A 12,810-nucleotide genomic window follows, 5' to 3' on the forward strand; every position below is an offset into this window, starting at 1 on the left:
ACTGCACTCGACAGGGTGTGGGAGAGTAGGACACCGCCGAACACAATGTAGAGAAGCCCCCCAACCAGTGATGGTTGGGGGGCTTTCTCGTACCCAAAACACCCCGAAACATCCCGTCGCCGGCACCCCCCGGATCGAGCGAACGGTACATTCGTCGCCTCAGATCGACCCAACGCCCCGTTCACACCATCACGAGCGGGAGCACGGCCGGCTCACCACCCCGTCCGGGATCGAGTGAACGACACTCTCACCCTCTTCAGCGAGGGGAACGGTACGGTTACACGATCCGCGAAAAGCCTGCGCTCACCACAGGTCTCGTCAGTCGACGGTCAATCGCGACACCAACCTGCCACGGAACCCGTCGAGCGTGGCTAGGCTCGGAAGAGGTGCCCCGTGTGATCGGGCCCACCTCACCTGTGCACGCGTGATGACTACGGAGGCTTCGATGACCGATATTCTCGACCGCACCAAAATCTATGTTGATGGCGCCTGGATCGAATCCACTGGCAGCGGTCGGATCGACGTTCTCAATCCGGCTACCGAAGAGCTGATAGGAACTGTCGCCGAAGGCACTGTCGAAGATGTCGACGCGGCCGCGAAGGCAGCACGAAAGGCGTTCCCTGCCTGGTCTGCACTATCCGGCGGTGAGCGCGCCGAATATCTTTCCAAGGCCGCGGCGATAATTGCCGAACGCACCGATGATCTTGCGGCGCTTGTTTCGCAGGATATGGGAATGCCGATCGGATTCGCGAAGCCCGTGCAAATCGGAATGCCGCTCGCGAATTTGAATGCATTTGCGGAATTGGCTCGCACTTATGATTTCGACGCTCACGAGGTCGGGAATTCGCTGATTGTTCGCGAACCTGCGGGTGTTGTCGGCGCCATCACTCCCTGGAACTTCCCGCTCCACCAAGTTGTCTTGAAGGTCGGCGGTGCGCTCGCCGCGGGCTGCACCGTGGTTCTCAAGCCGACCGAGGTTGCGCCACTCATCACGTACGCTCTCGCTGACATCTTCGACGAAATTGGTTTGCCTGCAGGTGTATTCAACCTGGTGAGTGGCTACGGCCCGGTAGTGGGTGAAGCCATCGCCGGCCACCCTGAGGTCGACATGGTCTCCTTCACCGGATCGACTCGGGCAGGCAAGCGAGTGGCCATCGTTGCCGCGGACACCATCAAGAAGGTCTCGCTCGAGCTGGGCGGCAAGTCGGCGAACGTCATTCTCGACGACGCCGATCTCGAAAAGGCTGTCACGGATGGCGTCGCAAAGTGCTTCATCAATTCGGGCCAGACCTGTTCGGCGCTGACGCGTATGTTGGTTCCCGCAGAGAAGGTGGATGAGGCAGCGGCAATTGCTGCTGCGGTCGCCGCTCATTTCCCGGTAGGTGATCCGACTCTGCCGACTTCGGTGCTTGGTCCTCTGGTGAACGCGAATCAGCTGGGACGCGTTCGCGGATACATCGAGAAGGGTGTGTCGGAAGGTGCCACCGCGGTTGTCGACGGTCGCGAAACCGGTCTGGCCAGTGGATATTTCGTCGGTCCGACGGTGTTCGCGAACGTGACCGAAGACATGACCATTGCGCGCGAGGAGATCTTCGGACCGGTCCTCTCGATCATGGGTTACAAAGACGAGGCCGACGCAGTGCGGATCGCCAACGGCACCGAGTACGGACTGGCCGGTGGCGTTTGGTCAGGTGACCCCGATCGCGCGGATCGCGTCGCCCGGCAACTGCGGGCCGGGCAAGTCGAGGTGAACGGCGGCGCCTTCAACACGAATGCTCCGTTCGGTGGGTACAAGCAGTCGGGCGTCGGGCGCGAGGCCGGCACGTTCGGGCTCGAAGAGTTCCTCGAGATCAAGGCAATTCAGCGATAGTTTGTTCGAGAATGGCGATGCTCCCGTACCAAGTGCGGGAGCATCGCCATTTTGTACCCGGATCAGGACTTGGCGGCATCCAAATGCTGAGCCGAGATGTTCGCCAGATGTGTCAGGTCCGAGGCCACGGTCGCGAACGTGTAGCCCTCCCCGAGCCGTTGTGCCGCAACCTGACCGGAAGGTGTGTGGATTCCCGCAGCGACTCCGCTGACGGCGGCAGCTTCGCGCACCCGGGTGAGCGCTGCTTCGAATTCCTCGGCGACGTCCGGATCGTTGGAGTGCTTACCGCCGACGGCGATTCGTAGGTCGGACGGCCCGACGTACACGCCGTCCAAACCGGGCACTGCGCAGATCTCTTCGACGTTCGCCAGACCCTGTGGGGTCTCGATCATCGCAAATACAACGGTGTCGCGGTTCGCGTCGGCGGGAACGGGGCCGATACGGAGTTGCGACCGCATGGGTCCGTAGGAGCGGATGCCGAAAGGCGGATACTTGGCGGCTGCCACGGCGGCCGCTGCCTCTTCGGCGTTGTTGATCAGCGGAACGATGACGCCCACAGCGCCCGCGTCGAGTGCACGGCCGATGGGCGTCGGATTGTTTGCCTCGACGCGCACCATCCCGACAGTGGACGGTGACGAGTCGATGGCGGTGAGCCCGGCGACCATCCCCGAATAGCCGATCAGGCCGTGCTGCATGTCGAGGGCAATGTAGTCCCAGCCGACGTGCGCAATCCATTCGGTCGAGACCGGACTGTCGATGACGGACCAGTATCCGAGAATGCGTTCGCGTCCTCGGATACGTGCGGCGAATTCCTGTGCTGACATAGTGAAGAACTCTTCCTGATGAAGGTCGGGTGTTTCAGCGGTTGTAGTTGGGCATGGGGCCTCGTAGGGCGGCACCGACGAGGTCACACTCTTCGACGGTCGAGGCGTCGAGTGGACCTCGCCCGATGGCCGCGATATTGGATTCGAGGTGCGTAACTTTGGATCCTCCGAGGAGCAGCGATCCGGCGACGGGCTTGCTGACCAGCCAGCGCAACGCAAGCTCGGTCAGGGAGATGCCCGACTGTTCCGCGATCGCCGTCAGTTGTGCAATGGCGTCGAAGATCTGTGTGTTCCAGTATCGCTCCTTGTACATCGACGCAAGACGGGAGTCGCCGAATCGGCCGTCGGCGGGGTTTTCCTCGAAGGTGTGGCGCCCGGTGAGCAGGCCCCCACCGAGCGGGTTGTAGACCATGGTGGTCAGTCCGGTCACGTCCGCGAATTCTGCGTATTCTTCTTCGATGCGACGCGCGAGCAAGTTGTAGAGCTGTTGTGCGACGATCGGTCGCGGAGCACCGACTGTGTCTGCGGTGTAGTTGATTTCACCAATTTGCCACGCGGCAAAGTTGGATACGCCGAGTGTGCGGATCTTGCCCTCTGCAACCAGTTCCGCGACGGTGGTAAGAGTTTCGGTCAGCGTGACGGTTCGGTCCGGCTGATGGAGATAGAACAGGTCGACGTAGTCCGTGTCGAGTCTGCGCAGACTTCCTTCGATGCTTGCTCGGAGTCCCTTTGCCGAGAGTGGGCTGTTGTCACCGGCATCGGGGTGTGGCATTCCTGCTTTGGTGGCCAGAGTGACGGAATCGCGTCGGCCGTGGAGCAGTTTTGCCAGCATGCGCTCGGACTCGCCGCCCGCATAGCCGTTCGCCGTGTCGATGTGTGAGATACCGGCGCCTAGTGCTGCGTCGAGCATCGATCCCGCACCCGATATGTCGACCGTATCTCCGAAGGTCATAGTGCCGAGCACCAGTTTCGGAAGCTCGAGTGGGGCGGTCATCAGGCAACTCCTCGTGATTCGGTCTGCTTGGCTAGCAAGTTCTTGGACAGGGCTGCCACCACGTGGCGTGGTTTGATGCCGACCATGGTGGTGGGATCGAGAGCAGCGCCTCGTAGTGCGCGGGTGTACGGCTCGCACGGACTGGCGAGAACTGTGTCTGTGGAACCGGATTCGACGATGGCTCCTTTCGACATCACGACTACGGTCTCGCTGATTTCTCGGACGACGCCCAAGTTGTGTGAGATGAAAACGTACGTCAGACCGGTATCGGCCTGAATTTCACGTAGGAGCGCGAGTACCTGCGCTTGCACCGAAACGTCGAGAGCGCTGGTCGCTTCGTCGCAGACCAGGATCTCGGGTCCGCTGGCAAGTGCACGGGCAATTCCGATGCGCTGACGTTGGCCACCGGAGAACTCTGCCGGACGCCGGTGTAGTGCCGAGTTGGGCAGGCCAACGCGATCGACGAGTTCTGCTGCTGCCTTGGCGCGTTCAGACTTGCTCCGAACACCTTTGAGGCGCAGTGGTTCTCCGATGATGTCCTCGGCAGTCAGATGGGGGTCCAGCGATCCGTACGGATCTTGGAACACCATTTGAACGCGAGAGCGGAAGGGGCGCAGTGACTTCTCCGACATCTGCGCGATGTCATTGCCGTCGACGAGAATGCGTCCACTGGTCGGTGTGAGGAGTCGGACGATAGATCGAGCGATTGTCGACTTGCCACATCCGGATTCGCCGACGATGGCCAGGGTCTTGCCCTTTTCCACCGAGAAGCTCACAGCATCCACGGCTCGGAAAACTCCGTCGGGAACCGGATACTCGACAACGAGATCTTCGACGGCGAGAAGTGGCGTTTCGTGGGGGTTCATGCCGAGGCTCCGATCTGTGTTGAACGGGCGGGGTCGCCATCCCAAGGCCCCAGGTGCGGTATGGCGTCGAGAAGCTTTTGTGTGTAGGCGCTTTGCGGTGAGTCGACGAGAACGTCGGCGCTACCGGTCTCGGCAAAACGTCCGTCCTTCATCACGTAGATGCGATCGGATACGAGTCGGGCGACTCCGAGGTCGTGGGTGATGACCAGCATTCCGATCCCGGTGCGTTCCTGCAATTCGAGCAATAGATCCAGAATCCCGGCCTGAACGGTGACGTCCAATGCGCTGGTGGGTTCGTCGGCCACGATCAGTTCGGGGCCGGCAGCAAGAGCTCCGGCGATGAGGACGCGCTGCAGCATTCCACCCGACAGTTGATGCGGGTACTTGTCGAGTTGCTTATCCGGATACGGAATGCGTACCTGCTCGAGCAGTTGCACTGCCCGCTCGATTTGTTGCTTCTTCGCGGTCACACCGCTGTGGCGCACTGCTTCTCGAAGTTGGCTGCCGATGGTGTGGACGGGACTCAGAGCCGTCATCGGGTCCTGGGGGATGAGGGCGATGTGTTTTCCACGAATATCGTTCAAGATCTTCGTGTTTCCGAGAATGTCCTGGCCTTTGAACACGGCTTTCCCGGAAAGAACGGCAAGATCGTCCGGAAGCAGCCCGAGGATTCCCATGGCCGTGGTCGACTTTCCGGAGCCGGATTCACCGATGATGGTGACGGTTTCACCGGCGTCGATGCAGAAGGACACCCCGTCGACGGCTCGGATGACGCCATTCGCCGTGACAAGTTCGATCTGGAGGTCGTCGACCCGTAGTAGATTGCCCATGTCTCACGCCTTTGCTTTCTGGGCGTTGCCACGCCCGAACAGGCTTGCGCCCAGTCGTTTCGAACCTGCAGGACGATCGCGCAGACCATCGCCGAGTAGGTTCACTCCGACGACCAGCAGCACGATCATCAGACCGGTCAACGTGACGATCCACCATGACGTGGTGATGTAGTCCTGGCCGTCGGCGATGATTCGTCCCCACGTTGCGAACGGACGTTGCGGTCCGGCGCCGAGGTAACTCAACGAACTTTCCAGCAGTACGGCCTGCGCGAGCAGCAGCAGGACGACGAGCGAGGCCTGCTTGACGATGTTCGGAATGACGTGACGAAGCAGAATTGCCATGCGAGTAAGTCCGAGGACTCGAGCTGCAGCTACGTAAGGCTTTTCGCGTTCGACGAGTACCAATGAGCGAGTCAACCGTGCGACTTCGGGCCACTGCGCGATCGCGATGACAAACGTGATGACGGGAATGGACGGACCGAACAGCGCAACGACGAGAAGCAGCATCATCAGCAGAGGCAGAGAAAGCTGTGCTTCGAGTAGGCGGGAGATGACGGTGTCGACCCAACCACCGAAGTACCCCGCGGCGGATCCGGCGACTATGCCGATGACCCCGGAGACGATCACGGCGAGAATACCGATCGTCAGAGACACCTGGCCGCCGTGCAGGATCCGTGAGAGGAGATCTCGTCCCAGCTGATCGGTGCCGAACAGATGGCCGTCGGTGAGGGGCGGTAGCCGTCGACTGCTCAGGTTGGTCTGGTTCGGATCTGCGAGGGGGAGTAGTCCCGCCAATGCAACAGGAAGAATCACCAGGAGCGCGCAGAGCGAGCCGGCCCAGATCTTGACTCGGCTGTCTCGCTTACGGCGAGTGGCTCCGGCGCGTGCGAAGTCTGCCTCGGTGACCGCGCTGGCGCGTGGAGTTGTTGGAGGTTCCAAGACGGTAGTCATCAGTTGGCGCCCTTTCCGAGTCGCACGCGTGGATCCAGGAGGGGGTAGAGGAGGTCCACTGCCAGTTGCACGAGCACTGCGAGAACCGCAGTGACAAGCACGGTGGCCTGGATGAGCGGGTAGTCGCGAGTCTCGAGTGCGCGGACCACCAGCGAGCCGACACCAGGCCAGGCGAACACGACTTCGACCACCACGACGCCGTTCAGCATTCCGGCAAATCTGGTGCCCAGCGCGGTGACGATCGGAATCGCAGAATTACGCATCGCATATCGCCAGGTGAGTTCGCGTTCGGATACTCCGCGAGAACGTGCGACCGTGATGTACGGAGAAGCGAAGGCCGAGACCATTTCGCGTCGAACCATCCGGGAGATCAACGCGATCTGAAGGATGGCGATGGTGACGGTAGGCAGGATCAACGACGGCCATGTGGTGAAACCGGCTGCCGGGAGTACTGGGATCAAGACCGCGAAGATCGTCACCAGCATCAGGCCGCTCCAGAACTCCGGCATGGACTGCCCGCCGACGGCTACGACGTTCGCACCGAGTTCGCGTCGGGTGTCCGCGTGACGGGCCATCCACACGCCCAGCGGAATCGAGAGCACGGCGGTCAGCAGAATGGAGCTGACGGCCAGGGTGATGGTGTACGGGAGACGGCCGAGGACAACGTCCATGGCCGGCGCCTGGAACGAGTACGACGTGCCGAGATTCAGATGGACCAGGTCCCACAGGTAGATCAGGTATTGAGAGAACACCGACTTGTCCAAGCCCATGTCAGCACGGATTTGTGCTAGATCCTCCGTGCTGGCCAGCGGTCCGGCCAAGGCGTAGGCAGGATCGCCGGGAGCCATTCGGATCAGGACGAACACTGTTGTGAGCGTGAGGAAGATCGTCAAGGCGCTCTGTGCCAAGCGTTTGAGCACGTATTTGACGGTCGGGTTGATCCTTGTGCGCCGACGCGGAGAGATACCGAGAGCGGTTTGCGGTTTCGGAGCGGTGAGAGTCATCGCCTCAGGCCTCCAATCGGACGGCGCCGAGGTCGTAGGAGTTGATCGGGGTCAGTGAAACATTTTGTACACGAGTGCGTTTCGCAATGAGTGCGTTGGGTACGAAGCTCCACAGGCAAGGCCAGGTGTTCCAGATGTCTTGTTGTGCGGCGTCGAGTAGAGCGGCGCGCTTGGTCGGGTCTGGTTCACTGGATGCGGCTTGGATCTTCGCGGTGATTTCGGGGAAGACGTACCCGTGATAGGTGTCGCGAGTTGCTTCCTTCTCCGCTGTGCCGGCGTACATCCCCTGCAACGTGGTCAGTGCAAGTCCGGTCTGGTTGCCGTAGCCGTTGCCCAGCACATCCCAGTCGCCGGTCTTGCCCTGGCGCCAGGACGAGATGTCACCGCCCGGTTCGAACTGCTGGAGTTTGACGCGTACTCCCACGGCCTTCATCATTTCGAGTACCGATTCCATCACCGAGACGTCGTTGGTGAACTCTCCGGTTTCCCAGATGAAGGTGAGTTCGAGGTCGTCGGCGCCTTCGGCCTCGAGCATCTGCCGCGCTTTCCGTGGATCATATTGGTAAGTACCGGTTTTCGCGGCTCCGTCCAAGGTCGACGGTGCGGGGCCGGTGGCCGGGACTGCGGATCCGATCAGCACGTCCCGAGCGAGTGACTCACCGTCGATGGCATACGTGAGAGCTTCTCGGACACGCGGATTGGACAGTGGGTGATCGGCGGGCTTGCGGAAGTTGAAGAACAGTTGGTTGATGCGTGTGCTCGGCACTGTGTCCACCTGGACACCAGGCAGGTCGGCGAGTTGTTCGGCGGAATCGGGACTGATCGAGTCGATGACGTCGACCTCGCCGCTCCGAAGTGCGACGACGCGGCCGGCCTCTTCGGGAATGAAGCGGACCTGAACACGACGAACGCCAGGGGCCGGGCCCCAGTAGTTGTCATTGGCGACAAGTGTGTAATCGCCGGTGCCCCGGTTCGATTCGCTGACGACGAACGGTCCAGACCCGACACCGCTCTGCAGTTCGTTCGGTTCGTTGGCGGCCGCCGGCGTGATCAAGATATTCGACATGAGTGAGTCGAGCACCGGCACCGGGGATTTTGTTCGGAGAATGAACGTGCGGTCGTCGATCGGCACCACGGTGGGCCACTCCGGGAACTGCGGGGCAACAAACGATCCGCTGACCTGCTGGTACATCTCCATGGCTGTCGTGACGTCGTCGATGACCACGGGCGTGCCGTCGGAGTAGCGGATTCCCTCGCGGAGTCGAACTGTCCACTCGGTGGGGCCGGTCGACTCGAACTGATCGGCAAGAACCAGTTGTGGGGTCAGGGTGTCGCCGATACGGGTGAGACCTTGTCTGACGCCACGTTGAGCCGTGACTGCTGCGTCGAATTGATTGAGTTTGTTGTCGAGGCTGACGAGCGAACGGTTGAGCCCGAGCACCAGGGTGTCCTGGGTCGGCTTCCCGGTAGGGCCGGCGCACGCGGCAGTCGTGCCCAGAAGCGTTGCGCCACCGATCAGCCCGGTGAACTGCAGAAAGGATCGCCGGGAGAGCTGTGGTGTTCGCAAACGAGTATTGGTCATCGGTGACCTTTCGATCCTGACGGGGCAGCGTGGGGGCGACGCTCCGAGCGGACTGTTGGTGAACAATCGCGTCGGGCTCTCGCTTGTAACTCAGCTCACAATGGCACTGTTGCGCACTTCGCGCAAGTCCCGTAACTTCGATTGCGTACTTCGCGCATCGGTTGCGATGCTGTGCATACTCGATTCAGACCGAAAGGGGGTCGAGGAATTCGATGAAACCACTGGTAATCATCGCTGATGATCTTTCCGGAGCCGCGGAGTCGGCCGCAGGATTTCTGCTCCGCAGTTCGGGCATATCGCTTCGACTCGGCCCAGGTGCGCCCGACGGATCAGGAGTGACGGTTTTCGATCTGCACTCACGGCGATCCGACCCCGCCAGAGCCTCTCGTGACGTGAGATCAGTTCTGCAATCGTCTGACGGCTCCGAGATCGTCAAGAAGATCGATTCCCTGCTCAGGGGCAACATAGCGGCGGAGGTTGGAGAACTCTCCCGCGACGGATCCCCGGTCATCGTCGCCGCCGGACTGCCCAGGCAAGGGCGCACGGTGCAAGGCGGGGTGGTGTTGGTCGATGGGGTTGCGTTGCACGCCACCGACCTGTGGCGCGCGGAGTCGAAGCCGGCTCCTCGGTCGATTGCGGAGGCGCTCGGCTCGTCGGCAATTACTTCTGGCGTATCGCTGGACGACATTCGCTCCGGGCGGTTGAGTCAGGTTCTTGCGTCGATCTCAGAAGCCGGGTCGGTGGCGATCTGCGACGTCGAGACCGACAGTGATCTGGAACTGATTGTGGCTGCAGCACAGGAGGTTCGGGGTTCTCGATTGGTAGGAACCTCGGCGCTCGCGACGGCAGTAGCACGACGACGAACCGTGCAGTCACCCGTCGTGCGTCCATCTCTTCGTGATTCTCGATCTACTTTGGTGGTTGTGGGAACGGCGGATGCGTCTGCCTGGGACCAAGTGGAATTGCTTCGGGATTCAGGTGCGCACCATATCGAAGTGAACAGTGCTGAACTCCTGGCGCATTCGGTCGATCCGCTTCCGATTCTGAACGCACTGGATCGCGGAAACGTCGTGGTTTCGGTAAGTGGACCTGTCGTGCCTGCAGAATCCGTCCATCTCGTTTCGGCTCTCGCCGATCTGATCGCTGCCGTCGATGCAGGATTCTCCCACGGCGAGTACCCGATCGACTTGGTTCTTACCGGTGGCGAAACCGCGCGCAGCGTTCTCGACCGCCTGCGGATCGACACTTTGTCACCGATTTACGAAATTGAACACGGCGCCGTACTTTCCGTCGACCACACCGGACGGTACATCGTCACGCGGCCAGGCAGTTTCGGGAATGCACACAGTCTTTTCTCTATAACGAAGTTTCTCGCGCGCCCCATCCCGGTCGACGCTCCGGACAGTCCACCTTCAGACAACGAGGTTAATCCCATGTCAATCGAATCCACTCCACTGCCGCTGATTGCTGTCACGATGGGCGACGGCGCCGGCGTCGGACCGGAAGTGATCGTCCCCGCACTCCTCGACGCCGAAACGAGAAAGCGTTGCCGCCCTGTTGTTGTCGGCGACGCGAAGCGTTTGCGATTGGCTGCGAAGGTGCTCGGAATAGACGTCGACGTGGTCGCGATCGAGGAGATCAAGGATGCTGAATTCATCGATGGACGGATCAACGTCATCGACCTGGACTTGCTACCCGAGGATCTCGCCTGGGGTGAACTGTCGGCAGTCGCGGGGGATGCGGCCTATCAATATATCCGCGTCGCAAGCGAACTCGCCGTACGCGGTGAAGTCCAGTCGATCTGCACGGCGCCGCTGAACAAGGAAGCGCTGCATGCGGCAGGACACATCTATCCCGGACACACGGAATTGCTTGCGCACCTGACCGGTACCGAGGAGGTGTCGATGATGTTGTCGACCCCCAAGCTCAAGGTGATTCACGTGACCACTCACATCGGACTGCTCGATGCAGTTGCCAGGATCGAGCCCGGCCTGGTCGAGAGGACCATTCGTCGAGGTCACGAAGCTTTGGTGCGCACGGGCAATCCATCTCCGAAAATCGGCGTGTGCGGGATCAACCCGCATGCGGGGGAGAACGGGCTTTTCGGGTACGGAGAGGAAGAGCAGAAGATCATTCCCGCCGTTGAACTCTTGAAGGCAGAAGGAATCGACGTCCACGGCCCACTGCCGGCGGACACGGCATTCTTCCTCGCTGGACGTGGGGACTACGACTTGATCGTTGCGATGTACCACGATCAGGGGCACGGCCCGGTCAAGGTTCTCGGGATCGAGGCCGGCGTCAACATCACCGTCGGGTTACCTGTCATCCGTACCTCCGTCGATCACGGAACCGCTTTCGATATTGCAGGTAAGGGCATCGCCGAGGCCGGTAGTATGGTCGAAGCGCTGCGGCAGGCGGCCGAATTGGCAACCAGCACATTCGTTTCCAAGTAAGCATCAGGGTTTGTAGGGGGGAGCGATGGTCATCCGGGAGTCGGAGGCGAGGCGATCGGAGATTGCGAGGCTCGCTCGCACCAGCGGTCTGGCCAGTGTCGAGGATCTGTCTGCCCAATTCGGGGTGACTGCATCTACGATCCGTCGCGACCTGAGTCAGTTGACTGCCCAGGGAGTAATTGCTCGAACGTACGGCGGGGCGATTGCTCTCAACCCTCATCCGGAATCCTCCTTGCGTCAACGCGCAATGGAGGGATTCGACGCCAAACGGGGCATCGCCGAATGGGCTGCTGAGCAGGTCCGGCCCGGAGAAACCGTGCTCCTTGATGCAGGTACCACCGTCGGAGCAATGGGAGAGTTCTTACGTCACGTGACGAATTTGACGGTGATCGCTGCAGGGCTGACGGCGCTCGAGGCGTTAGCCGACGCTGATGGTGTTCGAGTCGAATGTCTCGGCGGGACGCTGAGGCAGCTCAGTCAAGGATTCGTCGGGCCACTGGCGGAAGCGTCGCTGCAGCGGGTGTCGTTTGACAAGGCATTCCTCGGTGCCGATGCAGTTACCGCTGACCTGGGTATTTGTGAAGCTGAGCTCGATCAGACCCGGCTCAAGGAAATGATGATCGAACGTGCCGGCGAGGTCTACATCCTCGCCCACTCCGCCAAGCTTGGTGAACGTCCTTTCCATGCGTGGGCTCCGATACCGCCGGGGGCCGTGCTGGTTACCGATGCTGCAGTAGACGCAAAGCAAGTCGCGTTGTTCGAGGATGCAGGTATCCGAGTCCAAGTGGTGTGAGTTCCCGCTGCGTGCCGATCCGGCCACGGTGTCCGGCGTCACATGATGTCCGAATTGGTGAAAATCGACTGAAACGGGCAATCTTGCTGGGGAAATGGATACCTCCGAGTCTCTGACCTGTGGATTTGGCAAAGACTTCGGCGGACGCGTAACTTATTCCAAGTCAGAGCGACACGGACACCGACTCCCGCCTTCACGGCGAGTGACACGAGGTTGTACGAAGTGCCTGACCAAATTTCGAAGTAGTTTCCATCATGTATGGTTGTGCTTCACCTCCAGTTCTTCCCCGAATGTTCAGCGGTTTGCGCCGATGATCATGATGGGATAGGCTGGAAAAGTTGCCCCGGAGCGGCGGCCATAGGGTCGTGGTGATGGTGTGTGCGTGTTCTTTGAGAACTCAACAGTGTGTCGATGAATGTCAGTGCCAAATATTTTTTGGTACTTCGCATGTCGGATGATGTTCCGGGCCTTCGGGTTTCGGTTCTGATGTTCGGGGTGTGAGTATTTTTCGTCGGTGATTGTTCATTCTTCCGTCTGAATGGTTTCCGACACATTTTTTGCTAGTTGAGTTTTTTTGCTAGTGATTTGACTCTTTTTGTCTATGACTGATTAGTGGGCTTGCCTGCGAAATCTAGAGTCTTCA

10 protein-coding genes are annotated in these 12,810 nt (G+C 60.4%); 3 read left to right on the top strand and 7 right to left on the bottom strand.

Going from position 1 to position 12,810, the window contains the following annotated elements:
- The first annotated feature begins 445 nt into the window (after positions 1 to 445).
- Positions 446 to 1,870: an aldehyde dehydrogenase family protein gene (locus AC1DVN_RS30570; RefSeq protein WP_477848212.1), complete on the top strand. Its 1,425-nt coding sequence runs from the start codon at positions 446 to 448 to the stop codon at positions 1,868 to 1,870.
- Positions 1,871 to 1,932: 62 nt separating this feature from the next.
- On the opposite strand, the gene AC1DVN_RS30575 is transcribed toward AC1DVN_RS30570, so the two are convergent.
- The 7 genes from AC1DVN_RS30575 to AC1DVN_RS30605 are packed head-to-tail and all read right to left on the bottom strand — an operon-like array spanning position 1,933 to position 8,921.
- Positions 1,933 to 2,694 carry an HpcH/HpaI aldolase family protein gene (locus AC1DVN_RS30575; protein WP_019746656.1) on the bottom strand — a complete coding sequence of 254 codons (762 nt, stop codon included), beginning with the start codon at positions 2,692 to 2,694 and terminating at the stop codon, positions 1,933 to 1,935.
- A 34-nt stretch (positions 2,695 to 2,728) separates the two neighbouring features.
- Positions 2,729 to 3,688, bottom strand: coding sequence for an aldo/keto reductase (locus tag AC1DVN_RS30580; RefSeq protein ID WP_195792044.1), 960 nt, complete (start codon positions 3,686 to 3,688; stop codon positions 2,729 to 2,731).
- On the bottom strand, positions 3,688 to 4,554 hold the full coding sequence (locus AC1DVN_RS30585; protein ID WP_477994799.1) for an ATP-binding cassette domain-containing protein: 867 nt from the start codon (positions 4,552 to 4,554) through the stop codon (positions 3,688 to 3,690). The genes AC1DVN_RS30580 and AC1DVN_RS30585 overlap by 1 nt, the downstream gene beginning before the upstream one ends.
- A complete protein-coding gene (locus tag AC1DVN_RS30590; RefSeq protein WP_477994801.1) occupies positions 4,551 to 5,384 on the bottom strand; it encodes an ABC transporter ATP-binding protein in 834 nt (277 codons plus the stop codon). Before AC1DVN_RS30590 ends, AC1DVN_RS30585 begins: the two co-directional genes overlap by 4 nt.
- A 3-nt stretch (positions 5,385 to 5,387) precedes the next feature.
- Positions 5,388 to 6,335, bottom strand: a complete 948-nt coding sequence (locus tag AC1DVN_RS30595) for an ABC transporter permease (protein WP_477994803.1) — start codon at positions 6,333 to 6,335, stop codon at positions 5,388 to 5,390.
- Positions 6,335 to 7,339, bottom strand: a complete 1,005-nt coding sequence (locus AC1DVN_RS30600; protein ID WP_007732496.1) for an ABC transporter permease — start codon at positions 7,337 to 7,339, stop codon at positions 6,335 to 6,337. Before AC1DVN_RS30600 ends, AC1DVN_RS30595 begins: the two co-directional genes overlap by 1 nt.
- A gap of 4 nt (positions 7,340 to 7,343) precedes the next feature.
- Positions 7,344 to 8,921, bottom strand: a complete 1,578-nt coding sequence (locus AC1DVN_RS30605; RefSeq protein WP_477994804.1) for an ABC transporter substrate-binding protein — start codon at positions 8,919 to 8,921, stop codon at positions 7,344 to 7,346.
- Positions 8,922 to 9,133: 212 nt separating this feature from the next.
- Between AC1DVN_RS30605 and pdxA the strand changes: the two genes are divergently transcribed.
- Together pdxA and AC1DVN_RS30615 are read left to right on the top strand one after the other, a co-directional pair.
- Positions 9,134 to 11,374 carry a 4-hydroxythreonine-4-phosphate dehydrogenase PdxA gene (gene pdxA / locus AC1DVN_RS30610; protein ID WP_195792041.1) on the top strand — a complete coding sequence of 747 codons (2,241 nt, stop codon included), beginning with the start codon at positions 9,134 to 9,136 and terminating at the stop codon, positions 11,372 to 11,374.
- A gap of 25 nt (positions 11,375 to 11,399) precedes the next feature.
- On the top strand, positions 11,400 to 12,167 hold the full coding sequence (locus AC1DVN_RS30615) for a DeoR/GlpR family DNA-binding transcription regulator (RefSeq protein ID WP_047890222.1): 768 nt from the start codon (positions 11,400 to 11,402) through the stop codon (positions 12,165 to 12,167).
- Positions 12,168 to 12,810: the final 643 nt, after the last annotated feature.

It is taken from the genome of Rhodococcus sp. P4_E4 (assembly GCF_056401575.1).

Excerpts from the sequence above, each read along its gene's own strand:
- AC1DVN_RS30570 (WP_477848212.1), top strand. The coding sequence starts at position 446 with ATGACCGATATTCTCGACCGCACCAAAATCTATGTTGATGGCGCCTGG.
- AC1DVN_RS30575 (WP_019746656.1), bottom strand. The coding sequence starts at position 2,694 with ATGTCAGCACAGGAATTCGCCGCACGTATCCGAGGACGCGAACGCATT.
- AC1DVN_RS30580 (WP_195792044.1), bottom strand. The coding sequence starts at position 3,688 with ATGACCGCCCCACTCGAGCTTCCGAAACTGGTGCTCGGCACTATGACC.
- AC1DVN_RS30585 (WP_477994799.1), bottom strand. The coding sequence starts at position 4,554 with ATGAACCCCCACGAAACGCCACTTCTCGCCGTCGAAGATCTCGTTGTC.
- AC1DVN_RS30590 (WP_477994801.1), bottom strand. The coding sequence starts at position 5,384 with ATGGGCAATCTACTACGGGTCGACGACCTCCAGATCGAACTTGTCACG.
- AC1DVN_RS30595 (WP_477994803.1), bottom strand. The coding sequence starts at position 6,335 with ATGACTACCGTCTTGGAACCTCCAACAACTCCACGCGCCAGCGCGGTC.
- AC1DVN_RS30600 (WP_007732496.1), bottom strand. The coding sequence starts at position 7,339 with ATGACTCTCACCGCTCCGAAACCGCAAACCGCTCTCGGTATCTCTCCG.
- AC1DVN_RS30605 (WP_477994804.1), bottom strand. The coding sequence starts at position 8,921 with ATGACCAATACTCGTTTGCGAACACCACAGCTCTCCCGGCGATCCTTT.
- pdxA (WP_195792041.1), top strand. The coding sequence starts at position 9,134 with ATGAAACCACTGGTAATCATCGCTGATGATCTTTCCGGAGCCGCGGAG.
- AC1DVN_RS30615 (WP_047890222.1), top strand. The coding sequence starts at position 11,400 with ATGGTCATCCGGGAGTCGGAGGCGAGGCGATCGGAGATTGCGAGGCTC.